General features: G+C 55.6%; 10 protein-coding genes. 2 read left to right on the plus strand and 8 right to left on the minus strand.

The annotated features are described in order from the left end of the window. The 8 genes from ACGY09_RS24300 to ACGY09_RS24335 all read right to left on the minus strand — a co-directional run bounded on the left by ACGY09_RS24300 (position 1) and on the right by ACGY09_RS24335 (position 16,469). Positions 1–2,952, minus strand: coding sequence for an FG-GAP-like repeat-containing protein (locus tag ACGY09_RS24300; protein ID WP_397569778.1), 2,952 nt, complete (start codon positions 2,950–2,952; stop codon positions 1–3). Continuing rightward, on the minus strand, positions 2,949–4,808 hold the full coding sequence (locus tag ACGY09_RS24305; RefSeq protein WP_397569779.1) for a CRTAC1 family protein: 1,860 nt from the start codon (positions 4,806–4,808) through the stop codon (positions 2,949–2,951). The genes ACGY09_RS24300 and ACGY09_RS24305 overlap by 4 nt, the downstream gene beginning before the upstream one ends. Further along, the gene (locus ACGY09_RS24310; protein WP_397569780.1) at positions 4,805–7,735 is read right to left on the minus strand and encodes a multiheme c-type cytochrome; all 2,931 of its coding nucleotides are present in this window, start codon (positions 7,733–7,735) and stop codon (positions 4,805–4,807) included. The genes ACGY09_RS24305 and ACGY09_RS24310 overlap by 4 nt, the downstream gene beginning before the upstream one ends. A gap of 52 nt (positions 7,736–7,787) precedes the next feature. Then, the gene (locus tag ACGY09_RS24315; RefSeq protein ID WP_397569781.1) at positions 7,788–9,281 is read right to left on the minus strand and encodes a DUF1501 domain-containing protein; all 1,494 of its coding nucleotides are present in this window, start codon (positions 9,279–9,281) and stop codon (positions 7,788–7,790) included. A 50-nt stretch (positions 9,282–9,331) separates the two neighbouring features. Then, positions 9,332–10,450 (minus strand): hypothetical protein, encoded by a 1,119-nt coding sequence (locus ACGY09_RS24320; RefSeq protein ID WP_397569782.1) that lies wholly within the window; start codon positions 10,448–10,450, stop codon positions 9,332–9,334. Between the two features lie 140 nt (positions 10,451–10,590). Further along, on the minus strand, positions 10,591–14,079 hold the full coding sequence (locus tag ACGY09_RS24325; protein ID WP_397569783.1) for a PSD1 and planctomycete cytochrome C domain-containing protein: 3,489 nt from the start codon (positions 14,077–14,079) through the stop codon (positions 10,591–10,593). A 64-nt stretch (positions 14,080–14,143) separates the two neighbouring features. Beyond that, on the minus strand, positions 14,144–15,562 hold the full coding sequence (locus tag ACGY09_RS24330) for a DUF1501 domain-containing protein (RefSeq protein WP_397569784.1): 1,419 nt from the start codon (positions 15,560–15,562) through the stop codon (positions 14,144–14,146). Between the two features lie 154 nt (positions 15,563–15,716). Continuing rightward, positions 15,717–16,469 carry a GntR family transcriptional regulator gene (locus tag ACGY09_RS24335; RefSeq protein ID WP_397569785.1) on the minus strand — a complete coding sequence of 251 codons (753 nt, stop codon included), beginning with the start codon at positions 16,467–16,469 and terminating at the stop codon, positions 15,717–15,719. 538 nt (positions 16,470–17,007) lie between these two features. On the opposite strand from ACGY09_RS24335, the gene ACGY09_RS24340 reads away from it, so the two are divergent. After that, entirely contained in the window at positions 17,008–17,916 is a 909-nt protein-coding gene (locus ACGY09_RS24340) for an acetamidase/formamidase family protein (RefSeq protein WP_397569786.1), read from the plus strand. 220 nt (positions 17,917–18,136) lie between these two features. Then, the gene (locus ACGY09_RS24345; RefSeq protein ID WP_397569787.1) at positions 18,137–19,033 is read left to right on the plus strand and encodes an amidohydrolase family protein; all 897 of its coding nucleotides are present in this window, start codon (positions 18,137–18,139) and stop codon (positions 19,031–19,033) included. The last annotated feature ends 180 nt before the right edge of the window (positions 19,034–19,213 follow it).

Genomic DNA, 19,213 nt, shown 5'->3' on the forward strand with positions numbered 1-19,213 from the left:
CTATTTCCATGAGCGTAACAAATAGGGAGTCTTTGTACCTTCGATGATTCGATAATCGCAATTGAGTTTCAGGGAGGAAAACGACTGGACGAAGCCGTTGGGCCATTCAACGATTATCGAATCGACGGTTGAGTCGTCGGCACATCCAATGACGATACAGCGTTGATTTGTGCTCTGATTGCCATCCCCTGCAGTGAGCTGACGAACAATTGTTCTTGCACCGGTTTTTATTCGGACGACCGTGCCGATAGCATCTCGCTCACAGTTGGTACCGGAAAAGAACAGCCTGATGCCGTGTGCTGTGGGGGACGTGCGATTCGTCAGCAACGCTGCGGGGACATCCAGATGAGTGATGACCATGTCTTCGTAACCATCACGATTCCAGTCGAGAAGGGCCATTCCGCGACCGAGGTATGATCGTTCGAAATAATCCCCGACCTTCGCCGGGGTCAGAGGAACCATCTGTCCGCCGCCGAGATTGCGAAAGAGGGCGGGTCTCATCTGATATGGCTTTCCAATGTCGCTGAGGTTATTCACATGACCGTTCGTAATGGCGATATCGAGCCATCCATCCAGATCGGCGTCGAGAAACTGTGTCCCCCATCCGACGAGGTTTCGCTTTGGATCTGCCAGGCCGGACCGCACTGATGCGTCTTCGAACTGGCTCGGTTCGGTTTGAAGGTACAGGGTGTTTGTTTCCCCTTCAAAGTTGGTCACGAACAGGTCGATCAACCCGTTTCCATCGATGTCACCTGCGGCGACACCCATCCCGGACTGAATTCGACCGTCGGCGTTGAGAGCTGATCCGCTTACCAGTCCTTCGTCTGTGAAATGAGGCTCCAAACCATCGGCAGATGGGGTGTTATGCAGCAGAAAGTTGGGACCGACATCGTTGGCAATATAAAGTTCGAGGGGACCCGAGTTCGGGAACCTGGCTGCAATGACGCCAAGACCCTTACCGACGAAGTTCCCGACACCGGCAGAGGACGTTCGATCATCGAAGCTTCCATCCCCCTGATTGAGATAGAAGCGATCATGGGACCCAGGGAAGGATTGAGGCAGACAGGAGCGGGCGATGCCATCACTTCCGCCGCAGACTCGGTCCCACAGGTCGTCGCCCGCGAGATAGTTGACCACGTAGATGTCTGGGAAACCGTCTCCAGAGAAGTCAGCAATGACTGCGCTCGCCCCGTAGTCGTGGTCCCCAATTCGCGCTTGTTGGGTGACATCCATAAACGTCCCGTCACCCTGATTCAGAAACAACCGATCGGCTTCGCTGTTCGCGACATAAATGTCAGGGAAGCCATCACCGTTGATGTCTCCGATCGACGCTCCCTGGCTGAAACCACGCTCGACAAGTCCTGCGTACTCCGTCACATCGCGGAACGATCCGTTCCCTAGATTACGGTGCAGACGGTCTGTTTCCGTTCGCTCAGTTCCGGCCGGCCAGTCCCCCCCTTGAGGAAAATAGAGGTCGGGCCACTCATCGCGATCGAAGTCGATGACGGACACACCCCCACCGGTGACCTCAAACATATGCTTGATTCCTTCGGCAGGACTTCCGCCATTGATGAATTGGAATGAGAGGGTGGCGCTCGCGGTTGAGTCCTCGAATTGAATTGACGACTCGGCGATGGGCTGAACCTTGGAGAGAGACGAGGCGCTCTCCGATGACGAAGGTTTGTCCCATGCCCAGTCCGACAAATCAATCTGCAATGCGGGGGACGATCCGGGATGCGAGCGGGTCAGTATTTCCCCGGCAACGAACGCGGGTTCAGTGACACGTCTCGGGACGGAACCTTTCTTTTGCTGAAATCCAGCAAGGATGCGGGTCCACGCTGTATGTTCCACTTCGAGCCCGCACCTGTGGGCGGCTTTCTGAGCCAGTTTGAGATGAAACTCTTCTCCCACGCGGAACGCGAGTTCGGCAGCGCGAGCATATTCCTCCAACAGGCTGGCTCGCTGCAGGAAGGTCTCGGCTTCGGAGTTTCGGCCAAGCTGAAGCAAGTGTTGCCCAAGTCGATAACTTGCCGTTGCCTGCTCAGGATCGCGTCGTAGTACTTCCCAGTAGCAGCGAGCGGCCGACATGGCTTCGCCGCGTCGGCTGGCCAAAACAGCACGAACGTACCAGATTCCCGGATGGTGATTCTCTTGTCGCGAAGCGTCCCACCACTCGGGAATGTCCTTCGTTGATTCATCTGTGATCATCATCAATCCCCAACGCGACAACGCCTCGGAAGCGTGTGCGGGGGAACGGAGCGCGGTCCGAAACGCTCGCTCAGCCTGAAGTTGATGACCCTGTTCTGCCATGAGCCGTCCCCAGCCGAGTATGGCAGCAGGGTCGCTGTCGTTATGGCTCAGATACTGTGTGATCACTTTAGGGTCGTCCATCGCTCGATCGCCCAGAGCGATCAAATAGATGTCAGTTTCCGTCGGTGAGCCAGAGTTGATGAGAGCAAGGCGATGGGGAAGAGCCTCGTAGTTGCGTGACTGAAGGCCCAGAATATAGGCCATTCGATTGTGGGCTTCGGCGTGAAGTGGATTCTGCTTCAAGGCACGGCGGAACATCCCTTCCGCCTTCGAAAGCTGGAAACCCCGGAACAGATAGAGATCCCCCGCGGCACAACGGGCCTTGACCGAGATGCTGCTACCGTCATCAGGAATCCGGTTGAAATGGTCGGTTGCTTCTCGCCAGCTACCTGTCTCGCGTAGTGTCAGGGCGATGAGATAGATCGCCTCGCTGGACTGGGAATCCTGCTTCAGCAAACGTGCCGCGTAGCGTTCTGCGTCAGCGATTCGTTTCTGTTCGACCGCTTCGATCCCTCGCCGAAACAATTCGTCTGAGGATAGCCATTCCCGCGTTGCCAGCCACCCGAGAATACAAACTGACACCGCGACGAATGTCACGCCGGTGAACAGTGGACCTGTGCCCCAGGATTTCGCTGAAGTCATTCTTTCCGTCTCGTGTCGTCGATGGCCTCAGCAAGACTCGGTTGACCATCCGGGCTCTTCTGCACGAGATGGATTTCCTGATTTGCTGAGACATCAGCGAGGTGTTCGTGCGAGCCATCCGGCCAGCGAATCGTCAGGCGATCGGCGACTTTGAATTCGCCCAGGCCGACGACCAAAGAGGTCTGATGCTGGGACAGATATCCACCGACGGGACGAATGGTGCGGGTAAGGATGCGGGTGCCAATCTTCAATTCGACTCGGGTTTCCAGAGCATCCCGATTTGCGGTTCGTGCATGCAGGACGAGCCCGATCCAGTTCCGTTTAAGTTGCTGGTCGTTCCGGAATAAACGAGGATTTCCACCGACTGTTGTCATCAGCAAGTCCAGATCTCCGTCTCCATCGAAGTCTGCATAGGCGACCCCGCGGCCGGAGATTGGCTGGCAGAACTGTTCACCACAGTCAGCCGACGTCAGCGGCACAAACTCAGGTGGATCGGATCTGGACTGCCAGAATAGAAGAGGGGTCTGTCGCCAGGACTGGCTTTGCTGAAGGGTGTCGAAGTTCTCCTGTATCTGACCGTTGTTGAGAACCACATCCAGATTGCCGTCCAGGTCCATGTCTACGAAACAGATCCCGAACGTCAGGAAGGGACGAGATACCGTAGCGATTCCTGCTGTAAGGCTCTGGTCTGTGAAAACCTTGTCCTCTTTCGATCTGACATAGAGCGAGTCGGGGAGATTTCCCGCCCGCCCCATTCCAATCGCGATCGCCTTGTCATCGGACAGGACAGCGCAATCGATTCCGAACGAGCGTGTAGCCATCCCGTAGCGGTCATACGCCATGCCCAGTTCCGTGCTGGTTTCCTGAAACCCGCCCTGGGTCGTGTTAATGTATGCCAGATTCTGGCCCGCATCCCCCGTCACAGCCAAGTCCGTCCATCCATCGTCATTGAGATCGCAGGCGACGACAGCAAGCGTTTTCGGAACTGGCTGACCCGTATCACGGTTTTTGACAATGACGCCGACCGCTGCTGTCGTATCGTTAAACGTCCCATCGCCAAGATTCTCATAGAAATAGGGCTGCACACCCGCGAAAAGATCAGGGTCGCAGTACGACCGAGTGGCACCATCCCAGCAGCAGTTCAGCCCACGATCGAGCTCTGCCGACCAATTGACGTAGTTTCCAATGAAGAGATCGAGATCACCGTCACGGTCATAATCGACCCAGCAACTTCCCATGCTCCAGACGCTGGCATCTCCGGCTATGCCCGTTGCGTCTGTCACTTCGCGAAAAGTGCCTCCCCGATTGTGAAACAGACGATTCGGTCCCAGCGATGTAATCAGAATGTCAGGCCACCCGTCGTTATCAAAGTCGGCGGCGGTCCCACCCATTCCAACAAGACTGGCTGCGAGTCCGGCCTCAACAGTCACGTCAGAAAACGAGCCTGTTCCATCATTGCGGTAAAGCTTGATCGACGATGAGGGAACTTGATCGTTTGCATGAATCAAAAGGATGTCCTGGTGTCCATCCAGATCGTAGTCGAAGACCACGCAGCCCCCGCCCATCGCTTCGGGAAGTCGCCATTCTCCCCGTGCGCCTCGGTCATGAATGAAGTCGATTCCCGCTGCTTGTGTGATGTCGGTCAGAAGGATTTGCGGGACAGCGGGTCTCGGTGGAAACGTCGTGCGCGGCGGATAGGTCGGAAGTCGAGCGGAAGTGATGGGGGCTGAACTTTTCGAGGAGCCGATCCGTGAGACCGTATAGGATACGCTCAGAATGATCAGCAGAATGGCGATTGACCAGCGAATCCCACCGTCGATGATACGATCGTCCGTGGCACCAGTCCGATCTGTCATGGAGTTCCTCCCGTCGTTACCCCGGAGACGCTTCGATCATCTGGCACGACGTCCGCGACGGGCTGCGGACGAGTTTGATGCAGTGGATAGATTGAAATCGGTTCCGAGGCATGTGCGGCAACGGGATTTCGCAGACGGGCCCCCTGAACTGCGCGGTCCCGAGCGCTGTCGTCAACTTTGTAGGTCCGGTATTTCTCGCGATGCAAGCTTGCATCGCTGGAATTCCCCAGAAGCTCATGGATCAATGAAGCATTGTAGTGTGCCGTCGCATTCTCGGTGTCGAGCTTCAGTGTCTCGCCGAAGTGCAGCAATGCCTCGTTCAAAGTTGCCGTTCGTTGTTCCGCGCGCTCCAGCTTGGCCCGTTCAAACAAAGCCAGGCCCAGTTCGTTTTGAACGACGTAATCGCGACGGAAATTGAAGCCGCGACGTGCCATCTCCTCATTCTGATCTTCCAGGACAGCTCGAAAACATCGAATCGCCTCATCCAGTTGATTCTGCTGGAAATGAATCAGTCCACTCACCCAGTTGACGGCCCAAGGGGCGTAGACCGGCTCGGTGAAGAACAGTGGCTTACCGACAGAGGTTGCTCTTTGCACCGCCGCGGCCGCTTCGTCCAGTCGTCCCTCAGTTAGATAGACTCGTGCCAGGTTCAATCGAACATCGATGTAACCGAATTTCTCGTCGAGCTCTCGAAAGATTTCTTCCGCCTGACGGAGTTCGGCCGTTGCGGCTGAGGACTGGCCCAACCCATCGGCTTCACGTAAAAGCGCAAGGCCATAGTCATTCCGCCGCTGATAGATATGGTCGATTTTGATGGGGTATTCCTGCTCCGGGACAGATTGTGACTTACCTGAGACGGGAAAGATGATGGTGTCTTCTGCCATCGTCGTGACAGGGAGTTCATTAAAGTAAGGCTGACCTGGGGTCATTCCGCGGATGCGGTGATCTTTTTCTCGATTCGACCGTACAACGAAATTCATGAAGGCAGAGTCAAATTTGCGATATTGCAGTTTGATTTTCACTGTGATCGGCCCTTCTAGAGCCGCAGGGACTTCAAGTCGGTAATGGATCACCTGTGCGGCCCCAGGGGGAATCTGGTGATCATAGAGGGTTGTATAGATATCCTGCGGGTTTCGCCTGCTGATCTGGTTTCCGTCCCGATCCACCACATAATTGCGGATAAAGTACGCGTGTTCATCGACAGACCCGGACTCGTCGACATGGCCACTTTGTGCAATTAACTCGTTGCCGCTGAAGACTTCGACCGAGACCCAGATTTCATTGGAGTCGACGGTCCCTTGTGAGAAGTGGTGTCCGATCTTGAGCGTCCTCACCACTGTTTCAAGGAGGTAGCTCTCACCGGGGACGAGTTCCGGGATTTCCGGTCTCAGAGGAGCATGCAGTTTGCCGCTGAGCGTTCCTCCCTCTTTAATCCCGAACAAGTCGACTCGAACGCAGTCCTGCAGAAAGTTCTGGTGAGCTGCGATCGTCGCTTCGTCAGATCGAAGGAACGGCAGGGCCGTATTGGCACCGAGGAACAAGTGGTTGTGAATGCTGAGCTTGCCCGAGTCCCCCAACAGTCGCGCACCGAAGTCGTTCGATGGCTGTGCCGGCATGTGGCAACCAGCACAGTTTTGAATCGCGCGCATGCCAAAATAATTGCTGCGAGCACCTCGACCCGAGACGCCACTCAATGCAAACGAATCATAATGGTTTTGCCCTCGCAGAAATTCCTTATAACCAGTCAGGGCTTCCGGGAGGTGGACTTTATGGCAGGTTGAGCAGAATTCGGATGTGCTATGGTGCGGTTTGAGGAATGTCGCCTTGTGCAGTGCGGGACGTGCCTTGATTAATTGATCACTCAGGGCCTGAAGCCACGGATTTTCGCTGAACGCAAACGGATAGTGTACTGGATCTTCGATGGTGTAATCACCATTCCCCCGTGTGCTGTTCACGTGCGTGATCGCGTGGCAGCTCGTGCAGGTGATGCCGGCATGGGCGGTCAGATCAGCAACGTCATCAAAATGAGGGTTATCAAAAGCCCCACTCAGAAACGGGACTGGGTCGTGACAGCCCGCACACCATCTGGCTGCCTTAACATTCCCATCCCGCTTCATCGAGACTTCTCTCGTTTCCCGCACACTCGCCAGGTACATCGGATTATTAAAGCTGCTGAAGTGATGGGCACTGTGGAACCAGCCCTCGTAAGCATCCGTGTGGCACTTCTTGCAGTAGTCGTCCCGCATCAGGGTTTCCGCAGGAATGAACTTACCCGACGCTGTTCGAGTCAGCGCCGGGAAGAAGTAGGCTTCACCCTCTTGAGGTCCGGGCACGTTGATATCGCGGGGATCCCAGGCATGGAGCGAGGCTCCAATTGCAATCGTGACCGCGACGAACCCTAGATAGCTCAGGCCCGATTTCCAGCGGATTCGTGGTCCAGCGAGCCGGTGCAGACAGTAAAGCCACACGGCGGCAACGGGAGCAGCCACATGCAGCCAGTATACGACAGATCTTGCGGCAGGTTGCTTCAGCTCGACACCCCCGACACGCACCAGCAGGATGCCTGTCGAAAGTAAGATGAGGCACACTGCGAACAGACCGTAACCGACGCGGACGGCGCGGCGGTTACGTGATGTTCTTGCGACCAGTAGATGGGGGATACTGAAGCCCATAAATGGCAGCAGGAGGGCAAGTCCCAATCCGATATGGATCATGAACATCCAGAGCGAGAAATAGTTCTGGTAAGTTCGACCCGCTCCGGCTCCCCGGATGCGGCTGAGCCACTCAAGGAGAGTGACACTCGATAAGTAGGCCGAATTCACGCCAAGTAAGGCAACGAGGAAGAAGACGATCGATAACCAGATTCGCAACCGAGGTGTCACCGTCTCGAAACGATTAATTGGCGGTCTAGGTCTTTGCTGAGACATTGTCGCCTTCCGCTCGACGAGGGCCATGCGCTTGGCCGGATCTTGTTGTCAATCAGGTCAAGACGTCGTGAATCACTTCTCCATAATCGATTTCCAGTCGTTTGCGACCAGGGTACTCAAGCTTATGGCTGTCGAGTCCCAGCAGGTGCAGCACCGTTGCGTGCAGGTCGGTAACGTAGTGCCCTTCACCGAGGGCGTGATAACCGAGTTCATCCGTCGCCCCGTGCACATAACCCTGCTTGATTCCCGCTCCCGCCAGCCAGATCGTAAAGCCGTTGGGGTGATGGTCACGTCCATCGGTGCCGCCCCCACGGAGTTCAAGTCCCGGGGTTCTGCCGAATTCCGTGCAGAAGACTACGACGGTTTCCTCAAGAAGTCCTCGTTGCTTCATATCCTGGATGAGGCCTGCGACTGGTAGATCGACGGTGGCACACAGGCGGGTGTGGTTTTCTTTCAACTTCTGGTGAGAGTCCCAGACACCATACGCTGAAGGGTAGACCTGAACGAATCGAACACCGCGCTCGACCAGCCGTCGGGCTGCGAGGAGCCGCTGGCCGGCAAGCTTTGTGGCATCGTTGTCCAAACCGTACAGCTTCTGCGTGGCTTCGGTTTCGTGAGCAAAATCGATCGCTTCGGGGACGGCCGCTTGCATACGGAACGCCAGCTCATAGGAACGAATCCGTGCCTGCAACTGCTGATCTTCAGGGTATTCGACTGCAGTCAGTCCATTGAGCCGGTTGATCAATTCAAACTCTTGACGCTGTTGCTCGAAAGTCTGATTCGCCTGTCGCAGCCCGAAAGGCAATGGACTTTTGGGGTCCAGTGCGAGGGGCACACCTGCGTATTGGGGACCAAGATAGAGAGAATCGATCGACTGTCTCGTGTCGGACCTGGTCGGGCCTCCCAGTACAGCGAACTTGGGCAGGTTGTCATTGAGCGATCCAAGTCCGTAGTGCGCCCATGCCCCCACACTGGGTTGCGGTTCATCCAGCCGATGTCGACCCGTGTGGATCTGGTTTTCGGCCGCGTGGTCGTTGTCGGTCGTCCACATGTTTCGGACGAAGCAGAGATCGTCGACGTATTTTGACAGGTGCGGCCACCAGTCAGTGACTTCGATGCCGCTGTCACCGTGCTTCTTCCAGCCGACCTGCATGGGGTAAATGGTCGGATAGACATCCCGAATATTGATTTCTTCTGCCGCAACAGAGCGGAATCGCTTCTGGTGCAGCTTGGAATTCAGGGGGTTTTCCAGCGGCGTTTTGTCGAACGTCATGCCCGCGTACGTATTCAGAGCCGGCTTGGGATCAAATGTTTCGACGTGGCTGTATCCCCCCGAAAGGAAGATCCAGATGACGGATTTCGCCCGCGGAGGAGTGTGGACTCCGAGAACGCCGTCAGAGGATTCTGTTGCTCGGACGACACCGTCATCGGCCAGCATCGAACCCAGTGCGAGACCTGTGAATCCAAGGCCGATATCGGAAAGAAATGCGCGTCGTGAGCGTCGGTCAGTCTGGCAGTCACAGTGATCGTTATTGGGTTGTGGCATTCTCAGATTCCTGTCGTTCCGCATCAGTCAGTGGAATGAAGTCCGTGATCTTAGATCGGTCGAGTTTGAAGGACGATGACCGTTTGAGGATCAAACTTGTTCACAGCGAGGATAAAAAGCTCGTCTTCAAAAATGGCACAGTAGTCCGACATCAGGTACTTGCGCTCTTCACTGGGCAGAGTCGGGATTTCCAATCGAGAAAACCCTTGTGTCATGGGATCAAAGACAGTCCAGGTACCAATAAAGTGATGAGGTTCACCATCCAGCGATCCATTTCCCCCCGTCCAGGTGGAATGGCAGATGTAGAGCCTGCCGCGGAAGTACCATCCTCCGCTGAGGTACCCATACCACTTGCCAAACCCGGGGACCTTGATGGGGGAACCCCATTCACCCGTGGTGACGTTGAGGGGAAGGATTCGACCCTTCAGATGATCACTACAGTACAGAGTTTCGCCGAAGACTTTACTACCGGCACTCGGGGTTGCCTCCGGTTCCGGGGACTGAAAGTGACCCGTCCAGGTGCGGGAATCGAGATCAAACCGAACGATGTCGTTTCCTGTGTAGGTACTGCCCCAGATTTCTCGGCGCTCGAACTCTTCAAACGTCATATAGAGCGTGCCGGAAAGCTTGTAAGGGCAGGGAAACGATTGTCCTGTTTCAGAATCGGGCTCCCATTCGAGAACGCTGGCGTGCTTCGTGTCATAAAAATAAATGCGAGAACTCCGCCGATCGACGAATCCGCCATAGACAGCAGGATTTTCATAGGGAATGGGATGCCGTGAAACCTGATTCGTTTCCCGGTCCCAGACTGTCAGATGGGAAAGACCAGGTGTGCAGAGATAGACTTTGTTTTTATAAGCGATTGGCCATAAATGACGACCAGACCACTCTTCACCCGTCAATTGGTGCAGATCATGGATCGTGGTCTTGCCCGAACGGGTGTGGTATTGCCACAGGCTTCCGTCAAGCGGACTCGTCCAGATGTTCCCATCCTGTCCCGCTGTAGGTTCGTGCATTCGGCCCGGCGAAGTGCCAATATCGCGTCGATAGAAGGTGGGTGTCTCAACATCACCGATGCCGCGTGTACCTGGTGGATCACTGGCACTGACTCGCCGGGTATTGATACTCGTGGCCGCAGCAGTCGTCATGAATGCAAGACCGCATTTCATGGCACCTCGACGAGACATCGTCCTGTCGCCGTCGTTCCTCAACGCACGCGAACTCCCCCGCTGCCCTACGCCAGGAATCGGCGGGCTGGCGGGGAAGTCCCTTATAAAGGATTTGTCATCGACGGGAAGCATTTGGCAGCCTATCGAATAGTGACGAAGTCATTGTGGTTAAACAATGCGCGAATGAAGCTCTCACAAGCCTTCAGCAGTGGTTCCGATACATTCTCCTGAATGAGTAAGTTCTTTTGCCGTTCAATCGATTCGGCACAGATTTGTCTTTCGACGTCGGTCGGACGGCGAGACAGGATCCGTTCGAAGGAATTGACAATGAACGAATCCACGTCAACGGTCCCCTGCTCGGCATTCAACGGTGGCCATTTCTGGATAATCGCGCTGCTCATTGCATGCACGAGGTCGCTATTCGTTAAAGCGAGTGCCTGCTGCGGAATGATGGTTTCTGTTCGCCTGTAGCAATCGAGCGGGTCGGGAGCATCGAAGAGTTCCCCCAGTGGACTTTTCCCACCATCTTCAGGATGAAAGGTGTAGTACAGACTGCGTCGGTAGGTTTTGAGTGATTCCGTGTTCTCGATCGACTGGCCTCCCATCTGCCAATCAAGTTTGTCCGCGGTCGACAGCAGGCTGTCACGAACCACCTCGGCTTCCATCCGTCCTGTATTCATGCGCCAGTAGTACTGGTTGTCAGGATCGAGTTGGGCGTTGTCGCCACCACTTTTCGCGGATGAGGATCGGCGATAAGTCTCACTCGTGACCATCAACCGGTGCAGCCGCCGCATACTCCACCCCGAATCCATGAACTCGACGGCCAGCCAGTCGAGCAGTTCCGGATGTGTCGGTAACTTGCCGTTTCGGCCAAAGTCATAGACCGAAGACACGAGCGGTACGTGGAAATGTCGACCCCACATGTGATTCACGGCCACGCGCGCGGTCAGCGGGTTATCCCGTGAGGTGAGCCACTGGGCCAACGCCTTACGCCGACCGGTACTCGTTTGAGGATAGGTCGGACCGAGAGCGGTATATTTGTCTGATAAACTCGAGTCAGCGAGGGCGCTTTCCGCTTTGGCGAGGGCGGTCCTGGCTGTCGCGAGAGCCGCTTTAGCGGCACCGATTTCCTTATCGCGGTTTGCATCTGTTGCCGGTTTCAATTCTGCTTCTCCCATCGCCCGCTCCTGTGCGAGGATGTCGGCCTGGCTCTGTGCGACGGCCGCCTCCCGTTCAAGCCGACTGGCGCGAATGATGGGCTCATTGGAATCATCAACCTTGATTAGCCCGTGTTTCACCTTTTCTGCAGACAGTCTGGCTTCGATGCTGGCCAGTTGTGCTTTTGCTGCCCTCAATCGGGATTCGACGGCTTCGAGACGTGTTTTGGGGAGTTGCAACTTGCGACGGGCCAGTTCGACAGTCTGGCCTGCCTTGAACAACGCGGGAGAGGCAGAGTCGCGCGAGACCATCGAGAATGCCGGCGCGGCGCTATACTGAGAGTCCATCCACCCTTCAATCGCCAGGACGTCTCCGCCGTTCGCGTAAACAGGGGCTTCGAATTCAAAGGCAAGCAGCGGATCCGGCCTGTCATGAATTGCCGAAGCGACTTCTATCGGAGGAAGAATTCTCAGAGCATCAACAATGACGACACTTCCCGTCCGCGCGTCAAACGTGATTGCTTTTGTTTTGTCGCCGATGGGATTCCAGCCGCTTAAAGCAATGGGGACACTGTTCGCCAGGCGGGTGCGATCACTGAGAGAGACGACAGTCAGTTCGCATCGGTCTGCCGGCAGATCCAATTGAATCGACACCTCAAAACGTTGTTGTCCACTTCCCCAATCGTACCGTCCCACTTCGAATTCGGTGACCGACCCCGGCTGATAGGAAAGGATTCGTCCTTTTTCAAAGGCGACCATTCCGGCTGTCAGTCCCTTGGCCACATCCTTGGCCAGTTGAAAGTTGAAATGGGCGTCTTTGAGGATCAGCAACTGGAATTCGATGGTTGACCCGGTCGGAAGAGTCGTCAGGGTCGTTATGCCATTGTGAAGCGTACGACGACCACCTGAAGCGTCCATCACCAGGGACTGATCGCCCGTCAGAGCGCCGGGCTGACCTGAAGTCCGGGCTTCCTGTTCTGCTGCGGCGAGCGCCGCTTCGGCCGCCTTCAGCTCTTGAAGGCTCTCAGGGGACGGATCAGTTCCCATCTGTCTCACTGCTTCCAGGTCTTTTTCGGCTGCTGCGATCGCCGCTGTCGCATCCGAAATCAGTGTCTGCTGGATGTCGTCTCGTAATGCAGGATAGAAAGACTGGGGTTGAAGAGTCGTCGGTTCGATCTTGATCTCCGACGTGCTGAGGAACTTGGGAACCCCTGCGGTAATCGAACCGCGCGTCGTCACGCGGTTCCGCTCGTCACCGCCAGTGTAGAACCAGGTTTGAGCTTCGGGATTTTTATCGAACACCCGAACCGCTCCGTTTCGCTGAATTTTTCTCAGCACACCATAGCTGTATTCCTGGAAGGGACCGGGGTCGACCTCTCCTGCAACGCGATCCTGCCTGATCGAGATCGGTTCAAAGAAGGCCCGCAATCGAAAGTAGTCATCGTGCTCGATGGGGTCATACTTATGGTCATGACAATGAGCACAGTTAAACGTGAGTCCCAGGAATGCCTTCCCTGTGTGCTCGACGGTGCTCCGCATCCAGTCGTTGTGATTAAGGGCGTACCAGTTGCGAATCAGATAGCCGGTTGCGACTGCGGAGTCATTCTCTTCCGGGTTAATTTCATCACCGGCGATCATCGACTGAACCATGTAGTCATAGCCACGATCGGAGTTCAGGGAACGAACGACCCAGTCGCGCCAGCGCCAGACCTGTGGTGCGCTGTTCCAGACGTCGGGGACGTATCGCCGTCCGTACCAGTCGCTGTATCTCCAGATATCCAGCCAGTGACGGCCCCAACGCTCACCATAGCGGCTGTCTTGAAGTAACCGGTCGACCACCACTTCATACGCGACGAGAGAATCATCTGCCAGGAACTGACGCAGTTCTTCGGGGGTTGGCGGAACGCCGATCAAGTCCAGGTAGACACGTCGTAGAAGAGTGGACTTGTCGGCTTGAGGACCCGGCTTGAGTCCATGGCGACCAAGTTCAGCCAGGATAAACGCATCAATGGGATGCTGGGGCGTACCAGGCAAATCAACCGCAGGAATCTTCGGTCGGACGGGGGCTTTAAACGCCCAGTGTTCTCGTGGATCCGGCTCGGGGAGTTCGTCAGCGGGAGCCGTGGCACCCTGCTCGATCCATCTCCGGATCAAGTCAATTTGAGCGGCCGATAAAGGGGCCCCTTCGGTGGGCATCCGCATCGCGGGATCAGGGGACGAGATTCGCTCTATCAGCAAGCTCTGTTCGGGATGTCCAGGAACAATCGCGGGACCGGTGTCTCCTCCTTTGACCATACTTTGCCTGGTATCGAGACGAAGTTGTACCTGCTGCTGTAATGCACCGTGACAGGACCAGCACCGCTGTTTCAGGATGGGTTGAATCTCTTTCAGATAGTCCACTTCCTGTGCGCCCGCGACAGAGGCGACTGCGACAAAGGCGTTGACGGAAAGTAGCCGGATCATCCATTGCATGACGCTGATTCCAGATTAAGCTGCCGTAAAGCCTTGCTTCCGCTAACAACAGAATGAGGGCGATTCAGAACAACGCTGTGACAGGACGCCCCGTTGTGACCGGTAAAGGTCTGCCCAGGTTGTCTTTAATCAGCGACTCCGCATCGATGCCAAAGGCGTGCAGGATGGTGGCGGCGAAGTCGTCCGGGCTGACGGGATCGCGTGCGACATAAGCCCCTTGTGCGTCGCTCTCACCCCAGATACTCCCACCACGAACGCCCCCTCCTGCAAGAAGCTGTGTGTAACAGTGTGCCCAGTGATCGCGTCCGGCCGTAGCGTTGATCTTGGGCGTTCTGCCGAATTCTCCTGCCACCGCTACGAGTGTCTCGTCCAGAAGTCCCCGATCAGACAGGTCTTCAATCAGGGCCGAAAATGATCGATCAAAGGAGGGAGTGCAGTACTGGTGCGTCAGTTGTTGCCGTCCCGTCAGTTGACCGTCAATTCCACACACGTCGTTGGCGACACCATGGTTGTCCCACAGGTTAAACTGACAGCCTTTGGAATCAAAGAACGTCCAGAAGACGTTGACGAACTGGACCCCTGCTTCGATCAGACGTCGCGCCATCAGCAGGCTTTGTCCGTATTCGTTTCTGCCGTAACGCTCTCGGGTCTGTGTCGATTCGTCGTCGAGCTGCAGGGCCCGGCGAACAGCAGGAGTAACCAGCATGCCGAAAGCCTGTTCGAACATCTCGCCCGCACGCGCCGTATTCCCGGCGGTCAACTTCTGACCGAGGGAACGGGACAGGTCATGACGTGCCATCAGACGTTCACGTGTGATACCGGCTGAAAGCTCCAAATCTCCTAAAGTGAGGGGGGAATCGGAGAGAGAAGCTTTCGTTTCCTTATTGAAAACGAGCGGATCGTAGGGGGAACCGAGGAAGCCCGCAGACTGGCCTTTGTATGCCGGGGATCCCGTGGTGAAGTATCTGGGTAAGACGATCCAGGGCGGAAGGGGACTATTTTGAGGTCGCTGACTTTGAACGATGGCTCCGAGGCCGGGGTGATCTTTTCGGTCGATATAGAACTGCCCGGGGCCAGCAGGGAGTTGACCCAGCAGCGAGTGAACGATCGCTCCGACGTGATCGTTGTCTGTATGTGTCATCGACCTGATCACTGCCAACTTGTCGGCATGACGTGCGACCTGTGGGATGAGTTCCCCAAAGTGCAATCCCGGTACACTCGTCGCAATCGAATCAAACTCTGATCGGACGCCGCTGGGAGCTAAGGGCTTAAGGTCCCAGAGATCCGGCTGTGAGGGCCCACCACAGAGAAAGAGATAGATGCATCCTTTCGCACGGCCGCGGGAAGAATGTGTCTCTGCTTTGGCTTGAGGGAGATGGCCTAATCCGCCCGCGATACCGGTCGAGAGCGCACTCATTTTCAGCAATTGACGTCGTGTCACTTGCCCGGAATTGTGCGTGGGATTCGTGAACAAATGAAGCATCGACCGCCTCGTTGGTTAGCACCTCTGCCCTTGAAAACGCCTGACCCTCAATGTGACTTCCGGGTATTCTCCATTCCGCCATTTTGTTGCTGACCACCACGAGTAGTCGTCTCAGTAGGGGTCTTGGTTATTGAAGCGCACTGTTAACCAGGTGCTACTTGTCTGCTTCCTTCTTCTTTTTTACGGCCCGCCGCAAAGGTTGTGCCAGCTTGTCATAGACTCCGTCAATTTCACGTGGCTTCCCCGCTTCGGTCCAGCAACGACATGAGGCGGCGACAAATTCCTGTTTCAATATGTGCTGTGATAACGCTTCGCAGGCAACCTCGAGATCGCCGAGTTGAAACATGGCATAGAGCGCTGCGTGCATTCCATAGAGTTCCCGGAAATCCGCATGGAACGGGCGATTCCGGTCGACCGTCAGGTACTCACTTGTTGCACCTGCAATCGCAAAGTAGACCCCCAGTGATCCAGCCGGGGATGCCTTATCGATGATGACCCGGTGAAATAGCGAATCCTGGTGGAATGCGCCGCTGTGATCTTCCCTGTCGCAGCACTCATACATTTCTTCAAGGATATCGCGCCACTGCTTGAAGTCAGCGTCGTCCAGCAGATGGAAACATTGCCGCAGGGCAATGCATTCCAGTTTGGCCCGACATTCGTAAAGCACCTCCGCAACTTCGCGGGTTGGCGGTTCCGCAACGACGGTGCCACAATTCGGTCGGGCGTGAAGCAACCCTTCGAACGTCAACTGCTGCAGCACCTGACGAATCGGGCTGCGGCTGACGCCAAAGCGACTGGCAAGGTGCTCTTCACGCAGAGCGTCACCTGGAACGAAGACCCCTTTGCGAACGTCCGCGCGCAATCGAGAAGCAATCTGATCCAGAACGGAAATCACGGGCCGACTCATGTGGTTTATCTTTCCCGGGGCATACCCGTTTGAAATCTACGATATCGAGGAAGTGGGTTGTACACAATCGACAATTGGTTGCAATCCGGGCGTCATCGCCGGACATCCTCTCTAGGAGGACATATGAAACTTGGCCAGGGTCATCAGGGAGAATGGAACGCATATCGGGGGGAGTGTTAAGTCCTGGCACAAAAAATGACGGACTGCCAGAAGCGGTGCGCTCGCAGGCAATCTGTTATTCCGTCGATTCGTCTGAGTAAAGGATGCCGATAACATTAAAGAATCTTCCATGATTCTCAATCGTTAAGCCGTAAGGATTATAGCAGCGGGTTGGGCAGAGAGAGATCCCCTTCCAGTTTCGTCAGGCGGGATCCGTCTCCCGGAAGTGGCCAGCCGCTTGGGTCGCTCAATACGTTTGGGCCGTTTGACAGCAGTCTGGATGGATTGTATACCGTATCCAAAAAATGCGGGTGCGTGGCTCCTGCATCATCACCAACCTATCCCCCCATATCGGGGTGGCAGTTGATGCGGGATGTGTATGCAACGGGTACCAGCGCAACCTCTCGTCTATGAATTCAGCCGGCACTGCCAACCGCGATGTCGCGTTAAGCCGGGTGAGACTCTTTGTGTCGAATCGGAAGACGCTCTCTCTGGTCAAATTCGTTCTGCGGGGGATCGTCGGGACAAGTCTGTCGTCCCTTACAGCAACCCCGTCGCGGGTCCGATTGTCGTTGATGGGGCCGAGAAAGGGGACTATCTGGCCGTCACGATCAAGTCGATCGAACCTCGGGACGGTCAGTGTGCGACCTATACGGGGGCCCCGAAACAACTGGTCGAATGGTTGGGGGCGGAGGTCCCTCATGGAGCTCACGTCAGTCCGATTCGCGATGGGTTCATCCATTGGAAAGAACGAATTCAGATTCCCTACCAGCCGATGCTCGGATGCATCGGAACAGCGCCTGACTGGGGCGTACCCACCACTGGCCCCGCCGGACCCCACGGGGGGAACATGGATCTGGTGGAGGTCTGTCCAGGAAGCACGTTGTTTCTTCCTGTTTCTGTGCCGGGTGGCTACCTGTATCTGGGAGATGCGCACGCCGCGATGGGGCATGGTGAGCTTTCTGCAACCGGTCTTGAGATGGCAGCGTGGTCGACAATTCAGGTCGATCTGCTTCGTGGCTCACCGCTCACAGGAATCCGAATCTCGAACCCCGATTTTCTCATGACGGTTGCCACTCAGAACTCGCCAGAACGGGCGATCGCCGAAGCCTACGCGAGGCTGATTCTCTGGATGGAAGTGGATTACGGCTGGAATCGCTGGGATGCCTATGACCTGCTGACGCATGTGGGACGAATTTCCATCGGCTACTACGGTAGTGGAACGGTGGGGTGTGGTATCGATCGCAAGTATGTCGGTCCCGCAGTTCCTATGACGAAGAAAGAATGAAGAATCCACAGGATCGACTCGCATTGTGCTGTCCAGACTTCGAATGTCGATCAAATTCGTGACACGCGCGTTCCTTAAATTGCCGTCATTGGTGTTTCCTCGTCCGAGACCGTTGAAACCAGTTCAGGTACGAGAGCGTAATCCTCTGCTCAAACCGTTGGGAGCTTGTGCCGATCACTGACCTCTGCTCGACCATCTCTGATACCTGCCGGAGTGCAACGTGCTGTTTGATACACATACGAATTTGATGTGGTACCCGGATCATTACTCTGAGGAATTTGTCGAATTCGCCTGGGAAGCTAAACGGGCAAAGATGAAGCTCTCATCCGATGTTTACTATGCAGGCGACGATGTCAGTTATAAAAACACGTTCGATTCCCGACCCGAGCAATTACTGGAGGCCACACGTTCCGCCGATAAGGTGATCGTCTTTGGGATCGTCGCCCCTTTTTGTGGCATTCATGCCGACCAGGAATTGATCGCGAAATTCGTCCGCGAGCATTCGGATCGTTTCATCGGCTGGTGTTCCGTCGATCCCAATGACCCTGAGTGTGTTAGCCAACTGGACTACTACGTGAACCAGCTTGGTTTCCGTGGTCTGAAGGTGTCGCCGATCTATCAGAACTGGGACCCGCAAGACCCCCGTCACCTGCCGCTCTTCCGTAAAGCGGAATCGCTTGGCATTCCTGTCAATATTCATCAGGGGACGTCGTTCGTTCGCCCCGGTCCGCTCAAGTATGCCAACCCTGTGCAGCTGGAAGATATTGCCATTGCCTGCCCGGATTTGCGAATCGTGATTGCCCACATGGGGCACCCTTGGGAAACCGAGTGTGTTGTCCTGATTCGGAAGCACCCCAATCTCTATGCGAATGTGTCAGCATTACACTACCGACCGCTCCGTCACTACCAGGCCTTCATGACGGCGATTGAATACGGGGTCGAGCATAAACTGATCATTGGATCGGACTTTCCGTCCGCGACATTCCCTCAGGTCATCGCGGGACAATGGAAAGTCAACGATGTCGTCGAGAGAACGAAGTTTCCTCGTGTCTCTGATGAAGTCATTCACAATATCATTTATGAAAACTGGAAACAGTTCCTGCCCGAATACGCATGAAGGGATCTACCCATTAATGACTTGGCAGGAGTTGATAAAGGCGGGTACTTCCAATCACCGCAAAACTGTGGGGACAGGTGAATCGGCGGCTCGAATCAATCATCCAGGATGGGTTATAAGCCGACGGTGTTTGATCGCACCCGAAGCGAAAGAACGATTTGGGACCATGGTACGCGCATC

The organism is Schlesneria sphaerica (assembly GCF_044336245.1).
In the GTDB taxonomy this organism is placed as follows: domain Bacteria; phylum Planctomycetota; class Planctomycetia; order Planctomycetales; family Planctomycetaceae; genus Schlesneria; species Schlesneria sphaerica.

Coding starts and splice junctions, on each gene's coding strand:
- ACGY09_RS24300 (WP_397569778.1), bottom strand. CDS start 2,952: ATGACTTCAGCGAAATCCTGGGGCACAGGTCCACTGTTCACCGGCGTG.
- ACGY09_RS24305 (WP_397569779.1), bottom strand. CDS start 4,808: ATGACAGATCGGACTGGTGCCACGGACGATCGTATCATCGACGGTGGG.
- ACGY09_RS24310 (WP_397569780.1), bottom strand. CDS start 7,735: ATGTCTCAGCAAAGACCTAGACCGCCAATTAATCGTTTCGAGACGGTG.
- ACGY09_RS24315 (WP_397569781.1), bottom strand. CDS start 9,281: ATGCCACAACCCAATAACGATCACTGTGACTGCCAGACTGACCGACGC.
- ACGY09_RS24320 (WP_397569782.1), bottom strand. CDS start 10,450: ATGAAATGCGGTCTTGCATTCATGACGACTGCTGCGGCCACGAGTATC.
- ACGY09_RS24325 (WP_397569783.1), bottom strand. CDS start 14,079: ATGCAATGGATGATCCGGCTACTTTCCGTCAACGCCTTTGTCGCAGTC.
- ACGY09_RS24330 (WP_397569784.1), bottom strand. CDS start 15,562: ATGCTTCATTTGTTCACGAATCCCACGCACAATTCCGGGCAAGTGACA.
- ACGY09_RS24335 (WP_397569785.1), bottom strand. CDS start 16,469: ATGAGTCGGCCCGTGATTTCCGTTCTGGATCAGATTGCTTCTCGATTG.
- ACGY09_RS24340 (WP_397569786.1), top strand. CDS start 17,008: ATGCAACGGGTACCAGCGCAACCTCTCGTCTATGAATTCAGCCGGCAC.